The organism is Paenibacillus sp. PK3_47 (assembly GCF_023520895.1).
GTDB lineage: Bacteria > Bacillota > Bacilli > Paenibacillales > Paenibacillaceae > Paenibacillus_AQ.
The window spans coordinates 3,106,986-3,131,158 of the sequence record NZ_CP026029.1; the positions used below are offsets into that span (position 1 = coordinate 3,106,986).

The window sequence follows — 24,173 nt, forward strand, 5'->3', positions numbered from 1 at the left end:
CCGGATTATCCTTTGACCGGCTGCGGATCTTTGGGGGCATCGGTGAGCCGGTCTTTGGGCATCAGCAGCACAAACGCAAGTCCCAGCACTGCCGGAACCAGCGCCCACAGGAAGGTCTGGGCGATGGAGTCAGACAGCGATCCGGTGATTTTCTCCAGCACCGGGGCAGGAATCTGCGCGCGGGCCTCCGGTGTCAGGGCTGCCTGCGGATTGCCGTAGGATGCTGCCTCGCCGCTTCCGCCAAAGGCGCTGCCAAGGCTGTCTGCAAAGCCGTTGCGCTGAATGATGCCGAAGATGGTAATGCCGAGCGTCATGCCCAGCGAGCGCATAAAGGTGCTTGTAGATGTAGCCGAACCACGCTTACGCATATCGAAGTGATGAATTGAAGACATGCTGAGCACAGAGAAGGAGAAGCCTACACCGAAGCCGGTCAGCGCCATATAAGCGTTGAGCGCAAAGCGGGAGGTATCAGGCGACAAGGTGCTTAGCGAGAAGACACCGGCCACAAAGCAAACCGCAGACAGCAGCATGATATTGCGGAAGCTGGTCCTGGTAGTCAGCAGCCCGCCGGTCTGGCTGCCGATGACTGTACCGATCATCATCGGCATCAAAATCAGTCCGGAGTTGGTTGCCGACCCACCGAATACCCCCTGTACGTATATGGGAATGTACACGGTTGCCACGATGAAGGTCGAACCGTAAAACAAGCCGATGATGCTGCTTGTCGCAAACAGCCGTTTGCCGAACATGGCAAAGGAAATAACAGGTTCCGCTGCTGCACGTTCAATAAAGAGGAAGGCAACCAGCAGTACCGCAAAGCCTGCGAAGAGGCCGAGAATGACTGAAGAGTTCCAGGCATACTGATTGCCGCCCAGTTCGAGTGCGAACATCAGACAGATAATAGCTCCGACAAGAGTGAAGGCTCCGCCCCAGTCAATGCGCTGCTTGGCATGGGAAACAGATTCCTTGTAAAACATGGTGATCAGAATAAAAGCAACGATCCCGATCGGCAGATTAATGTAGAAGATCCATTGCCAGCTTACATAGTCAGTAATGTAGGCACCCAGCAAAGGACCGATAACACTGGAGATGCCGAATACGGCACCGAAGAGTCCGGTCAGCTTGCCTCTTTTTTGCGGGGGATAAATATCGAACACGATGGTAAAGGCAATCGGCATCAGCGCACCGCCGCCTATCCCCTGAATGGCCCGGTAAATACTGAGCTGGGTGATGCTGGTTGCCGTCCCGCACAGGGCGGAGCCGATCAGGAACACAATAAGGCCGAAGATGAAAAACCGTTTGCGCCCGTACATGTCGGACAGCTTGCCGAAGATCGGTGTTCCCGCCATGACCATTACCATGTAAGCCGAAGTGACCCAGACAATTTTATCGAGTCCGCCAAGATCGGCAACGATGGTGCCCATAGCTGAAGCTACAATGGTATTGTCCATGGCGGACATCAGTATACCAAGCAGCAGGCCGACAACTACCAGCTTGAGATTGCTTTCTTTTGTATGCATGCGTCTCGCAGGCTCCTTTTCCATTCATTTATGAACATCCGTACTAGAGACGGTGAGCAAAAATATTATATTCAAATTTGAATAGGGGGGCAAGAATTATTTTGACTGCTGTTCTACTGCTTCTATTTTGCACATTTTATGAGGAGTCTAGACGATAGCAGGAAGGCAGAACATAAAAAAGCCCGTCCGGAGAAAATCCTGGGCTATACAGCTGGATCTCCGGCACGGGGCTCTCTGGATTCGATATATCTGATAAAAAACTCTGTCAGCTCAGGATCAAACTGGCTTCCCGCGCAGGCTCTGAGTTCAACGATGGCTTCCTCAAAAGATTTGGTCGGCTGGTAAGGCCTCTCGGTGGTCATGGCGTCAAAGGAATCTATAATGGTCAGCATCCGGCATAAGCGGGGGATTTCCTCGCCTTTGAACCCGTAAGGGTAGCCCTTGCCGTCATACCGTTCATGGTGCAGCTCGATGTAGGGCGCGAGATCCTTGAATTTTTCATTCGTAAGCGCCATTTTTTTGCCCCAGGTCACATGCCATTTGACCATTTCCCATTCTTCCGGCTCCAGCTTGTCCTTTTTGTTGAGAATGCCCCAGGGGATCTCCAGCTTGCCGATGTCATGAATAAGTGCGCCTAAGGTAAAATGTCTTTTGGCAATAGGATCGATGTCCAGCAGTTCACTGATATCCATGGCGTAGCGGAAGACGCGTTTGGAATGGCGGAAGGTCTCCATATCCTTGTACATGAACAGGTTCAGCTGCTGCTCAATGTCGCGGACATCCTGGCTGAAATCTATTTCCTGCTCCAGCGGAGAGTGCTCGCCATAAATATGAACCGTATTTTTGCCCTGGTGTTTGGAATAATAGAGCGCCTGGTCGGCATGATCCACAAGCTGGGATTTGTCATGAATATCGCTGCTGTAAGAAGCAATCCCGGCCGAGAAGGCCAGGCAGCCAAGCGGGAAAATTTCGACCCCGGAAAAAGGGCTGTTGTTCAGTTTTTTGCGCAGCTGGTCGATATATATACGCGCTTTCTGGCTGTCGTAACCCGGCATGAGCAGCGTGAATTCCTCTCCGCCGTAGCGGGCGGCAATCGTGCCTGCATTCAGTGATTCACTTTTCAGTGTCTCGCCGACAAAGGTAATCAGCTTGTCTCCCTGAAGATGACCGTAGTGGTCGTTATATTTCTTAAAGTCATCAAGGTCGATCATCGCAAGCGACAACGGGGTACCGGCGGACCTTGACTTCTGAATTTCCTGTTCCAATACTTCTTCAAAATAACTATGGTTAAACAATCCGGTCCGCTGATCCGTATTAGCCCGTTCTTCAATGCTGCGGTACATGGCGAACAGTTTCCTGAAGGATTGGGAGAGCAGCACGGCTAGGCACATAAAGAGCATCAGGCCGAGAACCTGATTGTGATAGACAAGCACAGTTAACACAAGGGAAAGCGCTAAAGAGCACAGAAAGACAAACACTGAATCCTTGATAATATCTTTGATCGTCTCGAAAAGTGTACCTCTGTACAAAATATAATAGTACAAGCCGACCAGCAGGGTATTAACAGCGAAATAAACCGTCAGCACAATAAGATACGTAAATAGCTTCGTGTTAATCAGTGCGCCTGGATTTCCTCCGAGGTACTGGAACAAAGTACTTGATACAGTAATCATAATGCAGTAGATGGAGAAATTGGTAAGGTGCTTCCACCAGGATGTATTGCGGTCAATAATAACGAAAAACAAGCAGTTGAATAATAGTACCGTAAGTGTGAAACTGGTACCGAATATAAATATACAAGCCAGATAGACTGATGAATCCATCGACAACTCATTGCCTTCCGGCGGAAGCTGTATCATGAAGAAGTTGAGAATCAGACAGGCGCCGGTCATTGCATAAACCCATACCCAACTTGTCGGTTTGTAATGGAAAAATTCAAATCCGTTTGTATAAGAAAAGAGGCCAATTCCGATCAGACATACCATCAATGCATAAATATGGCCTGAATCCAAGGATGCGGCAAATGATTTGAGTTTTGACATGAGGACCCCTCTTTATTATTCAAAATATTCCTTTGTACATAATAAAGGTTTTAGGAATAAATGAATAGCTATACTAAAAAAAAGAATAGGCGGGGGCTCCGCCTATCTTCGGTTTGAAACATTAATGTCCGCCGATCTTAAATCCTGAAGTAAGCGCGATAACTACGGAAGCAACAATGATTGCATTGATTGCCAGACGGGAGTAGCGGATGCCATCCAGTTTCTTTTTCAAGGGAATTCCTCCTTTCATTGACTTAGCGGTTTATCCCTGCACTTCGGGCTGTGATTTCAGGTCAGCTGCAGCAGGTGTCATGATATGCAGGATGTATAAAAATATCCCAAGATTCATTACCACATCACCTATGCTGATTGCCTGGGTACGAGGATAAGGGCTGGACAGGGGAATTATGTCGCCCAAAAACGACAGGCGGGTTGAAGCGTCCATAAGATAATGCTTGGTTACCGCATCACCGCTCTGCAGCATCTCGAGGTAGACCGGTTCCAGTACAGACGCCGCCTCGTAGGATACAGGCATTCTTCCCCCGTTGACAAGCATCACCAGAAAGTTGAGGAAGACGCCTGCCATCACCAGCCAGAATCCTTTGCTATGCCTGTTAAACCATAAAAAAATCAGCCCCACCACATACACAGCGATGTAGATATATCCGCTGGCTGCGGCTACAATGGACGACCGCTCTTGAATATAAAACATGAAGAACTGGAATACCAGAAGCAGCGGGAACATCCATCCTGCCTTAAGCCTGATGTTGCTGAACTGGACGAGGCCGTGTTTCAGGCCGCCTCTGAAGAAACCTACAATTAACCCGAGAATAATGCCATCGTAAACCATTAGCTTACCTGCCTCTGTTCAAAGATTAGCAAATATGTAAATTTTGGTCCGCCTGAATCATTTGATTCGCTATCTTTCGTCATAATCCCTTTTTTTCCAAATATAATTTTTTCCTTGACATACCCCATGGGGGTATATTAAGCTTGATTTGCAGCCAGGATATAAGGAGGTAAGGTTATGGCGAAAGATAAGAAGCTGTCTCCTGAATCATGCGATAGCGGCTGTCATTCACCGGGGGAACGCAAAAGTCATCATTCAGCGGAGTTCAAGGCCGGACTAAGCAGCCGTCTCAACCGGATTGAGGGACAGGTCCGCGGGATCAAGGGTATGATTGAGCGGGACACCTATTGTGACGATGTGCTCAACCAGCTCGCTGCAGTACAGGCTGCACTGAACGGTGTAGGCAAGCTGCTGCTGGAAGGCCATATGAAGAGCTGTATTATTGAGCGGATCGAAGCCGGAGAGCATGAGGTTATTGATGAGCTGCTGGTTACGGTTAACAAGCTGATGAAATAAGATACTTTTTAGGAGGGTGTATCATGTCAAATGCAACTTTAAATGTAGAAGGAATGTCTTGCGGCCACTGTGTAAGTGCTGTGGAGAAAGCGGTAAGCGGTGTTGGGGCAGCTGCCAAGGTTGATCTGTCCAGCAAGACAGTAGCCGTTGAATATGATGAGAACAAAGTCAGCCTCAGCACAATTAAAGAAGCTATTGAAGATCAAGGGTATGACGTAGTTTAAGGCATAGGCGAAAATTTCAAGGCTTGGAGCGGAGATCTGCAGGATCTCCGGGTGCCAATGCCTTTTCTTTTACAAAAGATTATACCCCGAGGGGGTATGGAGGTGTGCATCATGGAAAAAACTTCGGAATCCGCCATCCGGCAGACGACACTGCAGATTACCGGCATGACCTGCTCGGCCTGCGCGGCCCGGATTGAAAAAGGACTGTCCCGGATGGAAGGAGTCTCACGGGCGAATGTTAACCTGGCGCTTGAGCAGGCGTCGGTCGGCTATGATCCCGGCGCTACAGACGTACAGCAGATTGAAGAGAAGATCCGTTCGCTTGGTTACGATACGGTAAAGGAAGGGGCGGATTTTGACATCTCGGGCATGACCTGTGCGGCCTGTTCGGCCCGGATTGAGAAGGTACTCGGACGCATGCCCGGAATCGCGGCAGTGAATGTCAACCTTGCCTTGGAGACGGCGCATGTGGAATATAATCCGGGGACTGTGAGCACGGCTGAGATTATGGAGAAGGTAAGCAGCATCGGATATAAAGCGGCACTCAAGCAGGACCGGCAGGACACGGCTGACCAGCGGGGGCAGGAGATTATCCGCAAACGCAATAAATGGATCATCTCCGCTGTTCTGTCTTTCCCGCTGCTGTGGGCAATGGTGGGACACTTCTCTTTTACACAGTGGATCCCTGCGCCTGATTTCCTGATGAACCCCTGGTTTCAGCTGGTTCTGGCAACTCCCGTCCAGTTCATTATAGGCTGGCAGTTCTATGTAAGTGCCTATAAGGCACTGAGAAACGGCAGTGCAAATATGGATGTATTGGTGGTGCTGGGGACTTCGGCCGCTTATTTTTACAGTTTGTATCTGACGGTTGATTCGCTGGGAATGAGCGGGATGAATCATACGGTAGAGCTGTATTATGAGACGAGTGCGATTCTGATTACGCTGATTCTTGTAGGCAAATGGTTCGAGGCCTTGGCCAAAGGGCGCTCTTCGGATGCGATCAGAAGCCTGATGGGCCTGCAGGCGAAGACTGCACTGGTCATCCGTGACGGTGCCGAGATGAGTATTTCAGTGGAAGAAGTCATTCCGGGGGATATTGTCCTGGTGAAACCGGGAACGAAGATCCCCGTGGATGGAGAAGTTATAGAAGGTTTGTCATCTGTGGATGAGTCGATGCTGACAGGTGAGAGCATTCCGGTAGAAAAGAAGACCGGGGACAGTGTAATCGGGGCTACGCTGAACAAGAACGGGATGCTGAAGATCAGGGCCCGCAAGGTGGGCCGTGATACTGCCCTGGCGCAGATCATCAGGGTGGTGGAGGAAGCACAGGGGTCCAAGGCGCCCATTCAGCGGATTGCTGATGTGATCTCCGGCATTTTTGTGCCGATCGTAGTCGGCATTGCTGTGCTGACGTTCATCATATGGTATATCTGGGGGGCGCCCGGAGAGTTTGCAGATGCTCTGGAAAAAGCTATAGCCGTACTGGTTATTGCCTGCCCGTGTGCGCTGGGTCTTGCTACGCCGACTTCCATTATGGCAGGTTCAGGCCGTGCCGCAGAGTTCGGCATTCTGTTCAAGGGCGGCGAGCATCTGGAAGCCGCCCAGGGCATCCGGACAGTTGTGCTGGATAAGACAGGTACGGTTACGAGCGGCAAACCGGTGCTGACCGATATTATAACTACTACAGGCATTGCCGCGCATGGCAAAGTGCTGGCCGAGAACCGGCTGCTGGCGGTTACCGCAGCAGCGGAGAAGCTGTCCGAGCATCCGCTGGCCGATGCCATCGTGGCCGGAGCAGCAGCACGCAGCCTGGAGCTTCCGGCGGCGGAGCAGTTCCAGGCTGTGCCGGGCAGAGGAATTTCCGCGGTGGTTGACGGACAGACTGTCCTTGTAGGCACACGCCGGATGATGGAGGACAGCGGTGCCGACACCGGAGCGTGGAGCCAGCTGATGAGAAAGCTGGAGCAGGAAGGGAAGACAGCCATGCTGGTTGCCGTAGACGGAACCATCGAAGGGATTGTCGCGGTGGCTGACACGATCAAGGAAACCTCGAAGGCAGCAGTTGCCAGACTGCATGCGATGGGTATTGAAGTCGTAATGATCACGGGGGACAACAAGCTGACTGCCGAGGCCATTGCCGGGCAGGCCGGAATCCGCACAGTGCTTGCTGAAGTACTGCCTGAAGGCAAAGCAGCGGAAATCCGCAGACTGCAAGCCGGCGGCAACAAAGTGGCAATGGTCGGGGACGGCATCAATGACGCTCCGGCCCTGGCGACGGCGGATACAGGCATGGCGGTCGGAACCGGAACTGATGTGGCGATGGAGGCGGCTGATATTACGCTGATGCGCGGCGATCTGATGAGCATCCCTGATGCCATTCTGATGAGCCGCAAGACGATGGCCAATATTAAGCAGAATTTGTTCTGGGCGCTCGCTTACAATACAATTGGAATACCGATTGCGGCACTTGGCTTTCTGGCTCCATGGCTTGCAGGCGCAGCAATGGCATTCAGTTCGGTATCGGTTGTGCTGAATGCGCTCCGCCTGCAGCGGGTCAAGCTGTAAGCAGTCAGAAGCAATCTATAAGGAGTGAGTCAAAATGAGTAACGATCAGAATCAGGAATCGCCGGCAAGCCCGGTAACTGCGGAGGGCAGTGTAGCGGGTAATGACACACTCTCCCTCTTAATGAAGCATACTTCCGTCCGCCAGTTTCAGGACAAACCGGTGGGCGAAGAGCAGCTTGCCGCCATCATCGGGGCAGCACAGATGGCTTCCACCTCCAGCAATGTCCAGGCGTACAGTGTCATTGCAGTTACGGAGCCTGCGCTTAAGGCGCAGCTTTCGGGACTGTCGGGCAGCCAGGCCTATATTGAGCAGTGCCCGGTGTTCCTGGTATGGTGTGCCGATTTGTACCGGCTGCGGGAGACGGTGAAGCCTCATCTGCAGGATGCACCTTCTTATGAGGACACCATGGAGAACCTGGTTGTGGCGACTGTGGATGTCGCCCTGGCCGCGCAGAATGCGGCAGTTGCCGCCGAATCGCTGGGGCTGGGCATTGTCTATATCGGCGGAATCCGCAACAATATTGCGGAAGTGTCGGAGCTGCTCGGCTTGCCTGACCTGGTGTACCCGGTGTTCGGCATGTGCGTAGGCTATCCGGCGGGAGTTAACGGACTGCGCCCGCGTCTGCCGCTGGAAGCCGTGCTGCATCATAACGGCTACGACAAGGAGAAGACGGAGACACAGGTTGCAGCCTACGACAAGGTAAGCAGCGAGTATATGCATAAGCGGACCGGCGGCCAGAATGACACCCCTTGGTCGGTTATGATGGCCAAGCGGCTCGCTGAGCCGACTCGGCTGCATATGAAAGAGTTCCTTGAGGGTAAGGGGTTTATGCAGCGGTAACTGTGTCTGCCGGAATGCTGGCCTGGAAAGGGCAGTATGTGATGGGTAACTTATGGCAGATGGCTGATGACCACGGCAAAGGGGAAATGGTAAATGCCGTAGGCATACCGCTCATTGCACAGCTGCTATGACGGGAGCCGGGAGAGATGAAGGATTGTTGCATAGCCGCTAACTGATGGGAGAGCCCGCGATTTCATAGAGTAACTTGGAGCAAGCATGGCCTACCCGGGTAACCGGGGGCCATGCTTTTTGCGCTGCTGTGGTTGAGGGGCCTGGGAGATGGTTTGGCTAAGGGGCGGGGAGCTGCTGTCATCCTCGTAGCTTACAATAGGGTGGTGGTGAAGCGGAGGGTGGGGACCGTCGGGGTTGTTCGAAATCAACGGGAAAATTCCCGTAGAAATGATTGAGTGGTTTGTTTTGAGTGAAATCAACGGGAAAATTCCCCTAGAAACGGGCGAGTGGTTTGGTTTGAGTGAAATCAACGGGAAAAGTCCCGTAGAAATGGGCGAGTAGTTTGTTTTGAGCGAAATCAACGGGAAAATTCCCGTAGAAATGAGCGAGTGGTTTGTTTGGAGTGAAATCAACGGGAAAATTCCCGTAGAAATGGGCGAGAGGTTTGTTTTGAGTGAAATCAACGGGAAAATTCCCGTAGAAATAGGCGAGTGGTTTGTTTTGAGTGAAATCAACGGGAAAATTCCCGTAGAAATGGGCGAGTGGTTTTTTTGAGTGAAATCAACGGGAAAAGTCCCGTAGAAATGAGCTAGTGTTTTGTTTTGAGTGAAATCAACGGGAAAATTCCCGTAGAAATGAGCTAGTGTTTTGTTTTGAGTGAAATCAACGGGAAAAGTCCCGTAGAAATAGGCGAGTGGTTTGTTTGGAGTGAAATCAACGGGAAAAGTCCCGTAGATTTTATTCCGTACAGTCGCAAAGTAGCTCGGATCGCACAAGCCAAGAGTATTTAATACCCTTGAATCCGGCCGACAGCACGAAATGGGCCGAATGAAGAGCACAAATACCTCTGATTCCGGCCGACAGCGCGAAATGGGCCGAACGAAGAGCACAAATACCCTTGAATCCGGCTGACAGCACGAATTAGGCAAAATGAAGAGCACATATGCCCTTGAATGCAGCCGACAGCGAGAATTAGGCGAAATGGAGAGCACAAATACCCTTGATTCCGGCCGACAGCACGAATTAGGCAAAATGAAGAGCACATATACCCTTGAATCCAGCCGACAGCGCGAATTTGGCGAAATGGAGAGCACAAATACCCTTGAATCCGGCCGACAGCACGAATTAGGCGAAATGGAGAGCACAAATACCCTTGAATCCGGCCGACAGCACGAAATGGGCCGAATGAAGAGCACATATACCCCTGATTCCAGCCGACAGCGCGAAGTTGGCGAAATAAAGAGCACAAATACCCTTGATTCCCCACCTTACGTCGCCTCTTCCACCTCCGTCCCCGCCGTATCCCCCTCATGTCCTCCGTCCCAGCCGTATCCCCACCATGTCCTCCGGCCCCACCACCCGGCCTAACCATCCAGCCCCAACCATCCAGCCCTCCATCATGTCTTTTCTCTCAATCCTCCCCAAATGACACAGGCACTTCGTTATCGGTGGCACTCCTAACTAATGCTAGGCCGTTGTTCCTCATGTCATTGAGATATCAGGATACCTGCACGAAGGTTACCTAAATGGAGCATGTCATCGAAAGAAAGAGCGTCAGCAGAGTGTTTCAAGGCATAGTTGGGGTAGGCGGCATTAACTTCACCGCCGGTTATAAGCTCATTCACAGCAATTCCCGGCCCTGTCCAGGGCCGGGAAATCAACGATAACCGCCATGCTGCTGGAGCTAATCGAGCTCTCGGCAGGACAAGTGACAGTCTTTCAACTAACGACTATATAGATTGAACTTGAAAATATCTTATAAGGGAAGAGGGACGGAGGAGAAGGTTGGAACTGTAGAGCGATAGCGCCCGCCTGAAAGCTTCCGTAGGAAAGCTCGCTTCGAAAGCATAGGCAGCCACCGGACTTCTACCGTGACGGCAACAGCGGCCGGAAGTCCAAACATTCTCTGGAGTCAACCTAATTCCAAAATAAAAAAATCACAGGTTCAATCTATATAGCACCAAAGAGCAGATTAAGGGAAAGGAACGTGCTAATCAGAAGCCCCGTCCCCGGTTAAGACAGGGTTCTCTTCTGGCCTGTCGAAATGGAACAGGACCAGCATAATAACAGAAACGGCTGTGATCAGCGTTACCATAAAAGCCCGGGTGACCTGAAACAATCCATCGGTTAATGGGAGCAGCCCCATAAAACAAAGGATGTTCATGATCACGGCCAATCCCAGCATCACCGGAAACTGGTGGTTTTTGTTCTGTATTTTCTTTTGCAGCAGCTCCCTGAAGCCTCCAGTCAGAACAAAAGCTGTGGTGATGATCAGCGATATAAAATAATCCTGGAAACCGGAAGTGGTGATAAAGGCATCGTCAACAATGAAGGTAAAGAATCGGGACAATAAAATTCCTGAGAGGATGAGCACTGCAAAAGCAGCCATATTCTCCGCAAAATGCTCCGTATAGCTTTTGGCAGGCCTGGATAAACGGTAGCTGACCGTCACCTGCACAATGTGCACTGCAAGCAGCAGCACCATCCATTGGTAATAAAGCGCCGGCAGACTTCCGGAGAACAAATCGATGAAATAATTAACCGCCACTTTGATCATTTCAATAAGCATGCGGCGTTACTCCTCAAAAGAAAGATTGACCGGCTCGTCCAAAAGCTCCTGCGTGTAATCAAGATTTGTCGTTGGCGTATGGTCATCCACTTCCTCAAACCTTAACTCATCTACCCACACTTGCCCGCGTCCGGACAGCAAAACGCCAAAGGAGATGGATGTGCTGTTATCCGGCACGTCTAACACAATGGCGTAGTGATTCCATTCGGTATCACCGGTAACGGGGCGGTTGCTCATATTATCGAACTGCACGATATCGCCCAGGCTGTTGTCCACTCTCATCCAAAATCCGCAAAAGACGCTGACCCCTGCACTTTTCAGAAACCCTGACAGCTTGATCCGTTTACCGAGATATTTATCCGCTTTGAACTGCTGCATCATGGTGGCAAATTCATCATCCGCTTCAACCGTGACTGACTTTAAAAACCCTGAAGCTTTCCCTTTGTGAAACGTTTTGCGGTCCAGGCCGATCCCATAATTGAACGGGTGACTTCCGCTTAAGAACCATCCTTTGAGCTTTTCTTCTGTTTTCAAACCGGATTCCTCCTTTTGATGGGTAAGGCTGCCGATAATTTTCCGGTATTGTCCGGGCGGCAGGTGATAATATTTTTTGAATGCCCTTGTAAAAGCTTCTTGTGATTCAAACCGGTAATACACAGCGATATCGATAATTTTCTCCCCGGTGTACAGCAGGATGTTGGCAGCGTCAGCGATTCTCCGGTAGCGGATATATTCGGATAATGTCACGCCGACCTCTTTCTGAAAAATACGGTGGTAATGATACTTGGAAAAGCCGATGAAATTTGCGATGCCCTCCAGCGATAACTCTTCATGCAGGTTGTTTTCGATATACTGGATCGTTTTTTGGATCATGGCGTTATACTTCATGGTCTCAGCCCCTCTGTAATGAAGATTATCAGAATCCCGCCGGCTGGTTTTGATATTTATTGCTTTTATAACACAAAAAAGCTCTGTCTTCCCGCTAACCGGGAAGACAGAGCTTTATTATCTAAGAGCAGGCAGGCCTACCGGCCCTTCGCCTGCTCCTCCCGCATCCAGTCCGACAGCTGGCGGCGCATCTGCAGGAATTCGGGCGAATCCGTAATTTCCTCGCGGCGAGGCCGGGGAAACGGGACGTCAACCGTATGGAGGACGGAGCCGGGCCGCCCGGAGAATACATAGATGCGGTTCGAGAGCAGCAGGGCTTCTTCAATATTATGGGTGATGAACAGCACGGAGCGGCGGTTCGCCTCCCACAGCTCCAGCAGCCAGCGCTGCATATCGCTGCGTGTGAGCGCATCAAGCGCGCTGAACGGCTCATCCAGGAGCATGAGCTCCTGCGGTGCAAGCAGTGCGCGCAGGAACGCGGCCCGCTGCTGCATGCCGCCGGACAGCATATGCGGATAAGCCTTCTCGAAGCCGCCGAGTCCGACCTTGGCCAGCCAGTGGCGGGCGGCTTTACGGGCCCCGGCATCCGGTGCGCCCTTCAGCTCCCCGGCCAGCAGGACGTTGTCCTCAATGCTGCGCCAGGGGAATAGCGCCGGCTGCTGCGGCATGTAGCTGATCTCCCCGCGCTGGCCCGTGACGACGCGGCCGTTCATGCTGACGGTTCCGGTATCCGGCGTCTCCAGGCCGCCGATGATATGGAACAGCGTGCTTTTGCCACAGCCGGACGGTCCGACGATGGAGACGAACTCCTGCGGCTGTACGGTCAGGGATACGTTGTCCAGTACACGGGTCTCGCGCCGGCGGTGGGTAAAGGCTTTGGAGATGCCGCTGACCTCCAGGGCCGGCGGCATCCCCGGGGCAGCGGAGCGCCCCGCGCTTTTTGCGGCCGCTTCTGTTACTTGAGACATGTGGGGCCTCCTCCTTTCAGGACAGGTTTTATTTATAATATCAGGAGTTCTTGCGCGGCTTCCAGCGTACGAGCCATCTCTCCAGCAGGGCAATCAGTGCAAACAGTACAAGGCTTAAAAAGACGATAATGGCAATGGCGACAAAGACGTTATCTGTACGGTAGGCAGACTTTTGAAGCAGCATGTAATAACCGAGTCCTTTATCAGCGCCAATCCATTCGGCGACAACCGCGCCCATTACAGCATAAGTCGCTGAGATTTTGAGGCCGGAGAACACGGCAGGCAGGGAGCCGGGCAGCTCGAGCTTGCTGAAGATCTGCCACTTGTTCGCACCGGCCATCTTCATATAGTTCATCATGGTCCGGTCGCTCTGGGCAAGGCCGCTCATGGCAGCGACAGCTACAGGAAAGAAGCAGACCAGCGTGATCAGCACGATCTTCGGCAGCAGGCCGAAACCGAACCAGATCACCAGCAGCGGAGCAAGGGCGATGGACGGCACGTTCTGGCTGAGAATCAGCAGCGGATAAATCGCCCGCTTCAGCCAGGGCAGCAGATGCAGCAGCAGGGCCACAATCAGTCCGGCGCCGGTACCGACAGGAAATCCGATGAGGGTTAGACGCAGGGTAGCGGCAGTATGCGACCAGATGCCGGCGGCATTATCTGCGGAGGCGCGGAATATTGCGTCCGGACCCGGAAGCAGCCATGCTTCTATATGAAATAAGGACACGGCAAGCTGCCAGATCCCGAGAAATAAGATGACCGCCACTAAGGGCGGCCAGATTTGTCTCCAATGCGATCTCACCGGTATTTCTCCGTCAGCTTATCCATGCTGATGCCGTTTGGATTATGGGCAATTTTGATCTGCGAGATGACGCTGGGGCTGCCGGCTTCAACCAGTGCCTCGTGCATCTGCCGGACCACTTCAAGCAGCTCGGTGATTTCACCTTCCATCGTTGTTTCCAGCGGATGAACCTGGTGCTTCACGCCCGACTTTTGAATGACCTCAATAGCTTTGTCCACGTAAGGAATAGAATCCTCGCCGTTTGGTGTTTTTGGAATCACTTGAATGCTAAGCAGTGTGTTTGCCATAATAATCAGTCCTCTCAGTATAATGGTGAAGCAAATTAGTTATTAATCAGATCAGCAATGCATCATTCCGCCGGCAAAAATTCATTCGTAAACGCACTTTCTGCATCCAGCGGCTGCTCCAGCAGCTTCAGGTCATACATCCAGTCCGCGTAATTCTGCCAGACTTCCGTCTTTTGCTCTCCCCAGCGGGCGGCATCGTCCTTGTATTTCGGGCTGAGCCATTTCTGGCTGGCCAGGACAAGCTCGGGATCAAGATCAGGTACAGCTTTGGTTAGAATCGCAGCGGCTTCCTCCGGATTATCGATGGCGTACTGATACCCTTTCGACGTAGCCTGAAGGAATGCCTTTACCAGCTCCGGATTATCGGATATCACCTTCTCGCTTGTCGTCAGCACCGGTGTATAGTAGTCGAGCTGCGGCGCATAATCCTTGAGGTACAGCATGTCGAGCGGTTCGCCCCGCAGTTCAGCTTCCACCCCGGTCCAGGCGTAGAAGATCCAGGCGAAATCAATATCCCGCTTCACGGCGGTAAAATAATCGGCTTCTCCGATATTCACCAGCTTGACCTTGGTTACATCGCCGCCTTCAGGGTCCATGATCGCTTTCATGGCCGCTTCTTCGGCCGGTGAGCCCCAGCCGCCGTAAGTCTTGCCCTCAAAATCCTTAGGCGAAGTGATATTGCGGTCCTTCGGTGCCGCAAATCCCGATGTATTATGCTGGATGATGGCGGCAATCGAAACGAGCGGCACGTTCTGCAGACGGGCCAGCGTCAGCGCCTCCTGGGCGCTGATGCCGAATGCGGCTTCGCCCGAAGTAACCATAGTATCGGCACCGGCTGCTCCGGGGGATACGATCTCTACATCAAGCCCGGCTTCCTCGTAATAGCCGAGGTCTTTGGCTGCATAGAGGCCGGTATGATTCGTATTAGGTGTCCAGTCCAGTGCGACCTTGACCGGTGTCAGCGCTGCCGGTGCATCTGTCCCGGCCTCCGCTGCTTCAGGAGCAGCAGTGCTGTTCCCCGTATTGTTCGAAGCAGACGTGCTGTTGTTGCCGCCGTTAGAACCGCATCCGGCGGTAACTGCAGCCAGAATACAGATGAGGCAGAGCATCATTACTTTTTTGACTCCCATTTCGCTTGTTCTCTCCTTTTCAGCAATCCCTGGCCTTCCAGATTCAGAATAATCCATACCAAAAAGCGCCCCGGAGACCGGGACGCTATCACGCTTGCGCAAGGGCTCAGGCCGCACTAAGGCCTTAAGCACATCAATTCCTACGCTGGCATTATCCAGATCAGGTATAAGGGTCAGTATCTTACGGGATACAATCTCAGCCGGCCATCTCCAGCACCCCTGGTTCTATGAAGTTACGGGTATTGCACTATTCTTACGCTGTATTATAGACGCCTGTTCCGGAGTTGTCCAGTAGCAACGCTGTCAATCCTGGCTGTACCGGCGTTTCCGGCGCCGGCTGCGGATTCCGGTCCACAGCTCTCTCAGAGTCAGGACAAGGCTGACTGCAATGCCGGTGAAGGTGATGAAGAGGGCGATATATTCAAACACGGAGTAATCCTGAAGCTTGCTCCAGTCTATGTTTCCTTTTAAATCCTCAATGACCTGGTTCATTCCGTAAATGCCGCTGATCACTGTAAATACAGTCAGGAAGAACAGCAGGGTATCCCGGCGTTTGGCCTGATATTTGTCCTGGTACTGGAACAGGTCATTCAAGGTGGATTTTACCTCATCAAAAAGGGCATCATTGCCGTAGACCTTGCGCAGCTGGAAAAAAATCTCCCGGCCCTGCGACTGCGAAATCAGCTCCAGAAAATAAAACTTGGCTGAAAACTTGTTGATCAGGAAAATCAGTGTCTCAATCTCGTCATTATCATGGTTAATGCGCAGACGGGAGTGCATGTTGGCCAGCTTGAGCAGGACGATCTTGTGGAATAAGCTTAGCAGCAGCCCGTAATAATATTCACCGTACATCTGGTTGGCAAGCCGCGTGGCAATTTTCCCGTCCGCCCGTGACAGGCAGCAGAACGTCTGATCATTTGTTACATAGTAGGTGTCCGGCCCCCAGCGGTTATATACATGCCCCCTGCAGTATTCACTGATGTAATCCGGATCGCTTGCACTGATGTAAGGGTTGCCGTGTTTATCCATTCCGTCCAGCTGCGAGGCGCGGAAGCACAGCTCATCGGTAAGCTCATCCGCATCATCCTGCCGCTCAAAACCATAGAAGGCCTGAACAAGCATCCGCTCATCGACGAAAAAAGGAAGGGTCTCAAAATATGCGCCATGAATTTCAGAAGAATCCATAAAGTTATCCAGTCCGTCTACGAGATGCCTGAACACAAAGTCTTCGACCTGCTCGTAAAGCTTGCCGTCACAGTGAATATGGGCTGTCGAATCCCAGCTGGATACATCCTCCAGCGTACGGAAGCGGTCAGCGAACTCCATGACTGTGCTGAACGGCAGCGATTCCTCCTCCAGCCGGACACGTATGGTTAAGAAGCCGAGCTGGAAGGGACAGAGAAATATATCTGTCGAGAGCACGCGGAACGGTACAGACTCCTGGGTCATCTCTAATACACACGACAGATCGTTTACCCGGGAAAACCGGCGGAAGGAATCCGCGTCTTTTTCCCGCGGAAAGAGCACATGGGCTGCAAAGGGCAGATAGCTGCGTTCCATCATTTCATGGGAAACACAGTAGCCATCGCCGTAATAGGCATCTTCCAGCTCTTTATTATCGAGAAAAAAACGGGTATATCCATCATCCTGAAGGTGACGGATGAGCGTTGTATCTTCCCCGTCCTTGATGGAAAAAGGGAAGATGAACTGCAGCAGTGCGGTATGTAATGCCGGTTCTGAGGTTGAGGAGAATGGCCTGGACATAGCGGTTTCCAGCCTCCTTTATTCTCGTATTTTTATGAATGCATTCCATTATATTACCCCAAATTCCTTGATTCCAAGCTCTATCAGGATAACCTCATCTTTGTAAAGGCATTCACGGAAATGACCCGGATTCAAGATGAACCGGACGGGTACACTATATTAGATACAGCTTCACGACAACTTAAAGCCTGCAGATGTGGATATATTTACTTATATGCACATCATTCTGAAAGGAGAATTTCGCCAATGGATAATCAGCAGCTGGAGCAGACAATCATTAAAGTGCTGGATGACAACAAGTTCGGGTCCTTCGGCACGATCGAGGCCGGTAACAAACCAAAGGTGCGGTACATGGCGGTATTTCATGACGGACTGAGCATTTATCTGGCTACCAGCCGGAAGACGCATAAGGTGGAGGAGCTGAAGGATAATCCGAATGCTTTTCTGCTGCTTGGATATGAAGAAGGCGGCGGCAAGGATGTGCTGGAGATTGAAGCCACGGTCGCTGTCACAAAAGACGAAGGACTGCGGTCCAAAGTATGGAATGAATCACTGGAAAAGTGGTTTGCAGGGCCGGATGATCCCGATTATGTCATTCTTGAACTGACACCTTCACGTATAGAGTACTACGGCAAGGATGAGCAGAATGGGGTATGGAGCTCTCCTGCGCAGTCTAATTAACCCTGTTTTATGAAATCTGTGCCGCCCTGTAAACTGATGTTTACAGGGCGGCATTTTTACTGTCCGGAGCATAGCTGGCTGCTGGTAAATCATGCTATAATGACTAGGCCCCATTCGACAATTCAAGGCCAAGGAGGACAACTATGAACTGCAGTGAGTGTGCTGTGATTGAACCGGTGGAGGACGAAGGAACAGTTAAGTTCAGGCCCTGTCCCGCTTCGCTTGCGGAGGCTGTAAGGGCCGCAGGAATCATAATTACGGACAACAGAGGGACAGGTACAATTACATATGCATCGCGTGAAGAGCTGATGAATGTATTGAAGCTACTGGGAGAATTGGAGATGCGGCATGCTGCACCGCTTGCGGTATCCATCAGCGGCGCAGCTGACCGTGTATCCGTGGAACGCTGGTTATCCCTAGAGCAGATAAATGTCCGCTTTGCCAATGACAATCTGATCGATATTATTGCGGGCCATAATTTTTGCAGCCATATGCAGCCGATTGTTAACTTCAATGAAGAGATTGTCGGCTTTGAGCTGCTGCTGCGGCCGCTGCCGCAAGGAAGCCCGTTTAAGCCTTATGAGCTGTTTGAAGTTGCCCGTCAGACGGGATTTCATTCCTTTCTCGACCGGGCTGCGCGCATCTCGGCAATCGAGACCGGGGCGAGAATGCTGCCCAAAGGGATCAAGCGGTTCATCAATTTCCTGCCTTCATCGATTTACAACCCCAAGTACTGCCTCACGCATACTTTTGAGGCCATTGACAGGCTGGGCCAGGACCCGCAGGATTTTGTATTTGAGGTAGTGGAGACAGAGAGCATCCGTGATATCAGCCAGCTTCAGTCGATTTTTTCTGAATACCGCAGACAAGGGATGAAGGTTGCACTGGATGATGTCGGTGCAGGTTATTCCACGGTGGAGGTCATGACCAGCCTTCAGCCGGACTATGTAAAAATCGACCGTGATCTGATCAGCTTCTGTGATGAAGATGCCGCCAAACAGAAGATAATTTTTGAAATCCTGAATCGGGCCTCAAGCTTTGGAGCACATGTGCTGGCCGAAGGCATCGAACGGCGGGAGGAGTTCCTGTACTGCCGGGAGCAGGGCATCAATCTGGCGCAAGGGTATCTCTTCGGCAAGCCGGAGGACAAGCCGCCGGTTCATTTTGAATCTATCGTATAAGCACTTGCTATCTCTATATAATCCCCGGAGCGCAGACGGATACATCAGCTGCAGGCTTGCGGGGATTTTATTATTGTAAGACTATATGTAAAATATGATTAATTCTGCCGGAAGAAAGGACTTGAAGCTGTATGAGCGTTACGCTGCTGTATGTGGAGGATGACCGGGAGATCGGCAGTGCAGTATCTGCCGACCTGCGTGAACGGGAGTATGCTGTCCGCTGGCTGGAGAGCGGGGAAGGGGCGGTGGAAGCTGCCGCAGGCTGCCAGCTGGCCATTCTGGATGTTATGCTTCCGGGCCTGGACGGATTTACCGTAGGACAGCGGCTGAAGCGGGCCTATCCTGCCCTGCCCATTATGATGCTGTCCGCCCGCGCCTCTATTGACGATAAGCTCCAGGGGCTGGATTTTGCCGATGATTATTTGACCAAGCCGTTTCATCCCGATGAGCTGGCGGCAAGGATTGAGGTGCTGTTAAGACGTACGGGAGCTGCGCAGCCTTCGCCGCTGGCCATCAAGCACCTTATCGTTTATGAGGGGAACAATGTCATCAAGGAAGCGGCGACCGGCAAGGAAATCGTCCTGACCGGCAAGCAGTTCCAGATTTTCTTTTACCTGCTCCGCCATCTGGGCCAGATTCTGACCAAAGAGCAGATCTATGAAGCCGTCTGGGGCGAGAGCTATATTGAGGGTGACAAAACTCTTATGGTACATATCCGTTATTTGCGGGAAAAGCTGGAGCTTGATCCGGCGGCTCCGGAGATCATTGAGACCGTTAGAGGAATCGGCTACCGGGTGAGGGCATGAGGTGGCCGGAGCGTCTGTTCAAGCTCCGCAGCTCACTGCTCTCCCGGTATCTCATTATTATTATCTCCGCACTGCTGTTTATTCCCGTTGTTATACCGCTGACCTTGCTTGTTTATGGTCTGGCCGGCGGGCTGCTGCAAGAAGAAGCGCCGAAGAAATACGGGATATACTCCCACATCGGAGGGCTGGAGACCATGTGGCATGAGGAGGCAGAGGGGCTCCTCGGCCAACCGCCGCAAGCCATCAATGCAAGGCTGCAGGAGCTTAGCGAAGCTTATCCGGAGGCTACCCTGTTTTGGGTGGACAATCAAGGGAAGACGATGCTGAAGCTTGTACCCGAAGGACCTGAATTTACAGGTCCGGAGGAAACCTGGGAGATTCCGGCGCAGTGGAGTGCCGCGGAAGCGGTCGATTTCATGAAGATGAGCACGGAACTGGATCCGTTGGCGATCGTTGCCTTTATAGGGGACCGGGCGGAGGCACAGCAGGGCTTTATGGTCATGCAAATTCCAGCAGCCGTCAGGGATGAACAGCAGGTTCAGAGCCTGGGGCTGTGGTACAGCATCGTGCTGCTGCTGATTTTTGCCCTGTTCATTGCCATCTCCTGGCTGTTCTTTATCGGCATCCGCAGACGGCTGCTGCGGCTGCAGAAGGCGATGAGCTTTACAGGCGGAGAAGGAATCCCCGAGGCCATTATAACCGGCAAGCCGGATGAGATCGGCCGTCTTGAGGAGGCTTTTAATACAATGGTTACTGAACTTCATGCCAGCCGCGCACGGGAAGCGGAGGAAGAAGGGCTGCGCAAACGGCTCGTTGCCGATCTGTCACATGATCTGCGCACACCGCTCACCGTCATCCGCAGCCATCTTCATGTACTGGGGAAGGAAGAGCTGTCTCCGCGGGGGCAGGAGTCACTTGATTTGATGGATGAACGCATTGCTGCACTCAGCGTCCTGATCGAGAATCTCCTCTCCTATAATCTGCTCAGCAGCGGGCGGATCAGGCTGAACCCGGAGCGAAGGGATATACTGCGGCTGCTCCGCGAAAGTGCTGCGGCCTGGTATCCGCTCTGGGAGAAGGAAGGCTTTGATGTTGACATCAATCTGGAGGGGGAGCCTTTATACTGGACAGTCGATGACAGCTGGTTCCGGCGTATACTGGATAACCTGTTCCAGAACATTATGCGTCATGCCCGCAGCGGGCTGTATGTCGGTGTTTCAGCAGAGGTGCGGGAGGGGCACCGTGTTATTGTAATCTCGGATCACGGGCCGGGAATGGAGAACAGCTCTGAATTCAAAGGGGCAGGCCTAGGCCTTTCCATCGTTAACCTGCTGATTGAGCGGATGGGGCTGCAGTGGAAGACGGACAGCACAGAGCTTGGAACTTCTATCCTCATCTTTCAGCCGCAGGACAAAAATTTAAACTAAATTTAAACTTGCCCGCCCTGCTCCTTTAACCTTGAGGCGGTATGCTGATTACCGAGGTGAAGGAAATGAAGCATACCGTGATCGAGACAAAGGATTTACTTAAAGAGTACCGCGGCAGAGCTGCGGTGGAGAGGCTCAACCTGAATATAGGCAAAGGACAAATTTACGGCTTTCTGGGGCCTAACGGCGCCGGTAAGACAACGACGATCCGCATGCTGCTTGGGCTGATCAAACCGACATCCGGCCGGATTGAAATCTTCGGCCAGGAGCTCACAAAGCACAGGATGCAGATACTCCGCAAGGTGGGCTCGCTTGTAGAGTCGCCTTCGTATTACGGTCATCTAAGCGCTGTGGACAATCTGGAAGCGATCCGGCGGATTCTCGGGGTGCCAAAGCAGCGGATCCGCGAGGTGCTGGATATCGTCTCGCTGACCGGAGAGGAGAAACGCCCCGTCAAGGGCTTTTCACTCGGCATGAAGCAGCGGCTGGGCATCGCTGCGGCCCTGCTCGGAAGCCCGGAGCTGCTGATTCTCGACGAGCCGACCAACGGGCTCGATCCTTCAGGGATCCAGGAGATCCGCTCGCTGATCAAGCGGCTGCCTGAAGAACAGGGCATCACCGTTCTTGTATCCAGCCATCTCCTGAGCGAAATTGAGCAAATGGCTGACACGGTAGGCATTATCCGCCAGGGCCGGATGGTGTATCAGGATACCATTGCCAATCTGCAGCAGCAGGCCGCAGGGGATATCCGGCTCGCCGTATCCGAGCCTGAAGCTGCACTGGCGCTGGCTGAGCGCAGAGGCTGCGGAGGAGAAATGCAGGAGGGCCGGCTCGTTCTGCCCAGAATGAGTGATGCCCGCGTGGCTTTGCTGGTCAAGGAGCTGGTAGGCAACGGACATGCCATCTACCGGGTGGAGGAACACAGGCAGTCGCTGGAGCAGTTCTTCCTGCAGGTTGTCGAGGGAGGGGCATCATGATGTGGCGGGCGCTCTCGGCGGATTGGCTGAAGATCCGCGGCAAAGGGCTGTGGTTTCTGGTCTTTCTCGGCCCGCTCGGGCTGCTGGCCATGCAGGGACTCAACTTCGGACTGCGCTATGATTATCTTACAGATCAGTACCGGGGCGATCTTTGGGGTGGACTGCTGGACAATCTGGCCAGCTTTGTACCGGTGGCACTGTATCTCGGCGGTACGCTCATCTGCTCACTGATTGCGAATGTGGAGCATCAGATGAGCTCCTGGAAACAGCTGCTGGCTCTGCCGGTCTCACGGACTGCTGTGTTTATGGCCAAGCTGCTGCTATGTCTGCTGCTGGTTGCGGTGTCCTGCGCACTGCTCTCGGCCGGAACGGTGGGCCTCGGCTTTATCCTGGGCTTCGGGGCTCAGCCTGTCCCTTACAGCGATGTGCTGCGGATCAGCTTTGCATCCTTTGCGGCTGCGCTGCCGGTCATTGCCCTGCAGCTGTGGTACTGTCTGTCGAGGCGCAATCAGACACTGCCAGTTGCGCTGGGGATTACTTTGTCACTGGTGAGCCTGTTCTCGATGAGTTTATCCGAGTGGTTTCCTTTGAACTGGTCTTCCCTGGCCTGGAGTGCTCCCCGGCCCTGGCTGTTCAGTGGGGCAGGCCTGCTGCTTGGCATGATCGTGCTTCTGCCGGGAGCGGTACATTTCGCGAGAAAGGACGTGGACTAGCTATGGCAACCTTCTGGAGAATTCTTTCAGCTGAACGGCTGAAAATGTCAAAATCCTATGTCTGGGTGCTGATGGCGGGCAGTCCGGCCATCGCCCTGCTTCTTGGGGCGCTCGCGGATATGCAGGAGGAGGAGCAAGTGACATGGCAGGTGCTGCTAAGTGTAATGTCCATGGCGCATGCCATGCTGTTTCTGCCTATACTATCGGGGATATTTGCAGCCCTGGTCTGCCGGGCAGAACACAGTGACGGAGGCTGGAAGGCACTGCTGTCGCTGCCGGTAACCCGAAGCTCGGTATATCTGGCCAAATATACCCTGATTATGGGGATGCTGGCTGCTGTGCAGCTGCTGTTTCTGGCGGCACTGCTGGGCATCGGCTTCCTGCGGGAGGCGGAGGGGCCTGTGCCCTGGCCGCTGATCCTCTCCAGCGTTTTTGGCGGCTGGTTTGCCTGCCTGCCGCTGGCGGCGCTGCAGCTTGGCGTGTCCCAGGGCTGGGCCAGCTTCGGTGCACCGCTGGCGGTGAATGTCAGCCTGACGCTGCCGAATATTCTGATCGCCAATTCGGCAACTTACGGCCCTTATTATCCCTGGGTGCAGCCGCTGCTGGCCATGTCGCCATTCGGGGAAGAGCAATTCGGAGCATTTAACCTGCCGATGGAGACGCTGATGCTTGTGGTGCTCGGCAGCCTGCTGCTGTTTCTGTCTGCCGGGCTGATTTCCTTCTGGCGCAAGCCGGTCTAGCTGCCGCGGCTTGAGTGCTGTCTGCGGATTCCTCCGGCCTTTCATGGACATCGGGATAAGTTTTTTCTATAATTAATCGTAGAAGATCTTATTAAGACCGGTGACACCGGATAAGCATATGGAGGAGGCCAGGGCATGGAATCTGCAGCACTTGAAGAATGCGACAACACATGCAACGGTTCAGAGCTTGAGCCGGAAGCTGCGGCGCTCATTCTGCCTGACCGTGGAACAACGGACAAAATGGCGGAGATGTTCAAAGCGCTGGGTGACCCGACAAGGGTGCGGCTGATTTATGCATTGTCACAGAGAGAGCTGTGTGTGCATGATTTGTCTGTCATCCTCGATATGGGGCAATCGGCGGTATCCCACCAGCTCCGGTATTTGCGCAACCTGCGGATTGTGAAGCGCCGGAAGGAAGGCAAGACCGTATATTATTCACTGAATGACGCGCATGTGGAGCAGATTTTTCTGCAGACACATGAGCATATCAGGCATGAATAGATTCTCTTAA

Annotated in this window: 24 protein-coding genes and 1 riboswitch; of the genes, 14 read left to right on the forward strand and 10 right to left on the reverse strand. The window is 52.7% G+C overall.

What is annotated here, in order from left to right:
• Window positions 1-5 precede the first annotated feature (5 nt).
• From C2I18_RS13795 to C2I18_RS13805, 3 genes are all read right to left on the reverse strand, one after another.
• Window positions 6-1,520 (reverse strand): MDR family MFS transporter, encoded by a 1,515-nt coding sequence (locus tag C2I18_RS13795; RefSeq protein WP_249901710.1) that lies wholly within the window; start codon window positions 1,518-1,520, stop codon window positions 6-8.
• Window positions 1,521-1,723: 203 nt separating this feature from the next.
• Entirely contained in the window at window positions 1,724-3,562 is a 1,839-nt protein-coding gene (locus C2I18_RS13800) for a bifunctional diguanylate cyclase/phosphohydrolase (protein ID WP_249901711.1), read from the reverse strand.
• 262 nt (window positions 3,563-3,824) lie between these two features.
• Window positions 3,825-4,412, reverse strand: a complete 588-nt coding sequence (locus tag C2I18_RS13805) for a DUF5317 domain-containing protein (protein ID WP_249901712.1) — start codon at window positions 4,410-4,412, stop codon at window positions 3,825-3,827.
• Window positions 4,413-4,589: 177 nt separating this feature from the next.
• Between C2I18_RS13805 and C2I18_RS13810 the strand changes: the two genes are divergently transcribed.
• The 6 genes from C2I18_RS13810 (at window position 4,590) to C2I18_RS13835 (ending at window position 9,284) form a co-directional block, all read left to right on the forward strand.
• Window positions 4,590-4,928: a metal-sensitive transcriptional regulator gene (locus tag C2I18_RS13810; RefSeq protein ID WP_249901713.1), complete on the forward strand. Its 339-nt coding sequence runs from the start codon at window positions 4,590-4,592 to the stop codon at window positions 4,926-4,928.
• A 23-nt stretch (window positions 4,929-4,951) separates the two neighbouring features.
• A complete protein-coding gene (gene copZ, locus C2I18_RS13815; protein ID WP_249901714.1) occupies window positions 4,952-5,152 on the forward strand; it encodes a copper chaperone CopZ in 201 nt (66 codons plus the stop codon).
• A gap of 111 nt (window positions 5,153-5,263) precedes the next feature.
• Window positions 5,264-7,717: a heavy metal translocating P-type ATPase gene (locus tag C2I18_RS13820; protein ID WP_249901715.1), complete on the forward strand. Its 2,454-nt coding sequence runs from the start codon at window positions 5,264-5,266 to the stop codon at window positions 7,715-7,717.
• Between the two features lie 121 nt (window positions 7,718-7,838).
• Entirely contained in the window at window positions 7,839-8,558 is a 720-nt protein-coding gene (nfsA, locus tag C2I18_RS13825) for an oxygen-insensitive NADPH nitroreductase (protein ID WP_249902119.1), read from the forward strand.
• A 366-nt stretch (window positions 8,559-8,924) separates the two neighbouring features.
• Window positions 8,925-9,071, forward strand: a complete 147-nt coding sequence (locus C2I18_RS13830) for a hypothetical protein (RefSeq protein ID WP_249901716.1) — start codon at window positions 8,925-8,927, stop codon at window positions 9,069-9,071.
• A gap of 6 nt (window positions 9,072-9,077) precedes the next feature.
• On the forward strand, window positions 9,078-9,284 hold the full coding sequence (locus tag C2I18_RS13835; RefSeq protein ID WP_249901717.1) for a hypothetical protein: 207 nt from the start codon (window positions 9,078-9,080) through the stop codon (window positions 9,282-9,284).
• A gap of 1,435 nt (window positions 9,285-10,719) precedes the next feature.
• Here C2I18_RS13835 and C2I18_RS13840 read toward each other — a convergent pair.
• The 7 genes from C2I18_RS13840 to C2I18_RS13870 form a co-directional block, all read right to left on the reverse strand.
• A complete protein-coding gene (locus tag C2I18_RS13840) occupies window positions 10,720-11,298 on the reverse strand; it encodes a DUF5823 family protein (protein ID WP_249901718.1) in 579 nt (192 codons plus the stop codon).
• A gap of 6 nt (window positions 11,299-11,304) precedes the next feature.
• The gene (locus C2I18_RS13845) at window positions 11,305-12,186 is read right to left on the reverse strand and encodes a helix-turn-helix transcriptional regulator (protein WP_249901719.1); all 882 of its coding nucleotides are present in this window, start codon (window positions 12,184-12,186) and stop codon (window positions 11,305-11,307) included.
• 137 nt (window positions 12,187-12,323) lie between these two features.
• Window positions 12,324-13,097 (reverse strand): ABC transporter ATP-binding protein, encoded by a 774-nt coding sequence (locus tag C2I18_RS13850; RefSeq protein WP_481857941.1) that lies wholly within the window; start codon window positions 13,095-13,097, stop codon window positions 12,324-12,326.
• Window positions 13,098-13,194: 97 nt separating this feature from the next.
• The gene (locus tag C2I18_RS13855; protein WP_249901720.1) at window positions 13,195-13,956 is read right to left on the reverse strand and encodes an ABC transporter permease; all 762 of its coding nucleotides are present in this window, start codon (window positions 13,954-13,956) and stop codon (window positions 13,195-13,197) included.
• Window positions 13,953-14,243 carry an MTH1187 family thiamine-binding protein gene (locus C2I18_RS13860; RefSeq protein ID WP_249901721.1) on the reverse strand — a complete coding sequence of 97 codons (291 nt, stop codon included), beginning with the start codon at window positions 14,241-14,243 and terminating at the stop codon, window positions 13,953-13,955. The genes C2I18_RS13855 and C2I18_RS13860 overlap by 4 nt, the downstream gene beginning before the upstream one ends.
• Window positions 14,244-14,305: 62 nt before the next feature.
• Complete coding sequence (locus C2I18_RS13865) at window positions 14,306-15,373, reverse strand: ABC transporter substrate-binding protein (RefSeq protein ID WP_249901722.1); 1,068 nt, start codon at window positions 15,371-15,373, stop codon at window positions 14,306-14,308.
• A 119-nt stretch (window positions 15,374-15,492) separates the two neighbouring features.
• Window positions 15,493-15,604: riboswitch (TPP riboswitch) on the reverse strand.
• 72 nt (window positions 15,605-15,676) lie between these two features.
• Complete coding sequence (locus C2I18_RS13870; RefSeq protein WP_249901723.1) at window positions 15,677-17,137, reverse strand: hypothetical protein; 1,461 nt, start codon at window positions 17,135-17,137, stop codon at window positions 15,677-15,679.
• A 246-nt stretch (window positions 17,138-17,383) separates the two neighbouring features.
• Between C2I18_RS13870 and C2I18_RS13875 the strand changes: the two genes are divergently transcribed.
• From C2I18_RS13875 to C2I18_RS13910, 8 genes are all read left to right on the forward strand, one after another.
• Window positions 17,384-17,818 carry a pyridoxamine 5'-phosphate oxidase family protein gene (locus C2I18_RS13875; RefSeq protein WP_249901724.1) on the forward strand — a complete coding sequence of 145 codons (435 nt, stop codon included), beginning with the start codon at window positions 17,384-17,386 and terminating at the stop codon, window positions 17,816-17,818.
• Between the two features lie 143 nt (window positions 17,819-17,961).
• Complete coding sequence (locus C2I18_RS13880; RefSeq protein ID WP_249901725.1) at window positions 17,962-18,999, forward strand: EAL domain-containing protein; 1,038 nt, start codon at window positions 17,962-17,964, stop codon at window positions 18,997-18,999.
• A 131-nt stretch (window positions 19,000-19,130) separates the two neighbouring features.
• Window positions 19,131-19,805 carry a response regulator transcription factor gene (locus C2I18_RS13885; RefSeq protein ID WP_249901726.1) on the forward strand — a complete coding sequence of 225 codons (675 nt, stop codon included), beginning with the start codon at window positions 19,131-19,133 and terminating at the stop codon, window positions 19,803-19,805.
• Window positions 19,802-21,232, forward strand: coding sequence for a sensor histidine kinase (locus C2I18_RS13890; RefSeq protein WP_249901727.1), 1,431 nt, complete (start codon window positions 19,802-19,804; stop codon window positions 21,230-21,232). The genes C2I18_RS13885 and C2I18_RS13890 overlap by 4 nt, the downstream gene beginning before the upstream one ends.
• Window positions 21,233-21,297: 65 nt before the next feature.
• Entirely contained in the window at window positions 21,298-22,209 is a 912-nt protein-coding gene (locus C2I18_RS13895) for an ABC transporter ATP-binding protein (protein ID WP_249902121.1), read from the forward strand.
• On the forward strand, window positions 22,206-22,922 hold the full coding sequence (locus C2I18_RS13900; RefSeq protein ID WP_249901728.1) for an ABC transporter permease: 717 nt from the start codon (window positions 22,206-22,208) through the stop codon (window positions 22,920-22,922). The genes C2I18_RS13895 and C2I18_RS13900 overlap by 4 nt, the downstream gene beginning before the upstream one ends.
• A 2-nt stretch (window positions 22,923-22,924) precedes the next feature.
• Window positions 22,925-23,662 carry an ABC transporter permease gene (locus C2I18_RS13905; RefSeq protein ID WP_249901729.1) on the forward strand — a complete coding sequence of 246 codons (738 nt, stop codon included), beginning with the start codon at window positions 22,925-22,927 and terminating at the stop codon, window positions 23,660-23,662.
• Window positions 23,663-23,797: 135 nt separating this feature from the next.
• Window positions 23,798-24,163 (forward strand): ArsR/SmtB family transcription factor, encoded by a 366-nt coding sequence (locus C2I18_RS13910; RefSeq protein ID WP_249901730.1) that lies wholly within the window; start codon window positions 23,798-23,800, stop codon window positions 24,161-24,163.
• The last annotated feature ends 10 nt before the right edge of the window (window positions 24,164-24,173 follow it).

Bases quoted from the DNA above. Each gene is read 5' to 3' on its own strand.
- C2I18_RS13890 (WP_249901727.1), top strand. From the start codon at position 19,802: ATGAGGTGGCCGGAGCGTCTGTTCAAGCTCCGCAGCTCACTGCTCTCC.
- C2I18_RS13870 (WP_249901723.1), bottom strand. From the start codon at position 17,137: ATGTCCAGGCCATTCTCCTCAACCTCAGAACCGGCATTACATACCGCA.
- C2I18_RS13880 (WP_249901725.1), top strand. From the start codon at position 17,962: ATGAACTGCAGTGAGTGTGCTGTGATTGAACCGGTGGAGGACGAAGGA.
- C2I18_RS13800 (WP_249901711.1), bottom strand. From the start codon at position 3,562: ATGTCAAAACTCAAATCATTTGCCGCATCCTTGGATTCAGGCCATATT.
- C2I18_RS13845 (WP_249901719.1), bottom strand. From the start codon at position 12,186: ATGAAGTATAACGCCATGATCCAAAAAACGATCCAGTATATCGAAAAC.
- copZ (WP_249901714.1), top strand. From the start codon at position 4,952: ATGTCAAATGCAACTTTAAATGTAGAAGGAATGTCTTGCGGCCACTGT.
- C2I18_RS13905 (WP_249901729.1), top strand. From the start codon at position 22,925: ATGGCAACCTTCTGGAGAATTCTTTCAGCTGAACGGCTGAAAATGTCA.
- C2I18_RS13850 (WP_481857941.1), bottom strand. From the start codon at position 13,097: ATGCCGCCGGCCCTGGAGGTCAGCGGCATCTCCAAAGCCTTTACCCAC.
- C2I18_RS13810 (WP_249901713.1), top strand. From the start codon at position 4,590: ATGGCGAAAGATAAGAAGCTGTCTCCTGAATCATGCGATAGCGGCTGT.
- C2I18_RS13865 (WP_249901722.1), bottom strand. From the start codon at position 15,373: ATGGGAGTCAAAAAAGTAATGATGCTCTGCCTCATCTGTATTCTGGCT.
- C2I18_RS13885 (WP_249901726.1), top strand. From the start codon at position 19,131: ATGAGCGTTACGCTGCTGTATGTGGAGGATGACCGGGAGATCGGCAGT.
- nfsA (WP_249902119.1), top strand. From the start codon at position 7,839: ATGAAGCATACTTCCGTCCGCCAGTTTCAGGACAAACCGGTGGGCGAA.
- C2I18_RS13805 (WP_249901712.1), bottom strand. From the start codon at position 4,412: ATGGTTTACGATGGCATTATTCTCGGGTTAATTGTAGGTTTCTTCAGA.
- C2I18_RS13860 (WP_249901721.1), bottom strand. From the start codon at position 14,243: ATGGCAAACACACTGCTTAGCATTCAAGTGATTCCAAAAACACCAAAC.
- C2I18_RS13820 (WP_249901715.1), top strand. From the start codon at position 5,264: ATGGAAAAAACTTCGGAATCCGCCATCCGGCAGACGACACTGCAGATT.
- C2I18_RS13875 (WP_249901724.1), top strand. From the start codon at position 17,384: ATGGATAATCAGCAGCTGGAGCAGACAATCATTAAAGTGCTGGATGAC.
- C2I18_RS13895 (WP_249902121.1), top strand. From the start codon at position 21,298: ATGAAGCATACCGTGATCGAGACAAAGGATTTACTTAAAGAGTACCGC.
- C2I18_RS13840 (WP_249901718.1), bottom strand. From the start codon at position 11,298: ATGCTTATTGAAATGATCAAAGTGGCGGTTAATTATTTCATCGATTTG.
- C2I18_RS13900 (WP_249901728.1), top strand. From the start codon at position 22,206: ATGATGTGGCGGGCGCTCTCGGCGGATTGGCTGAAGATCCGCGGCAAA.
- C2I18_RS13795 (WP_249901710.1), bottom strand. From the start codon at position 1,520: ATGCATACAAAAGAAAGCAATCTCAAGCTGGTAGTTGTCGGCCTGCTG.
- C2I18_RS13910 (WP_249901730.1), top strand. From the start codon at position 23,798: ATGGAATCTGCAGCACTTGAAGAATGCGACAACACATGCAACGGTTCA.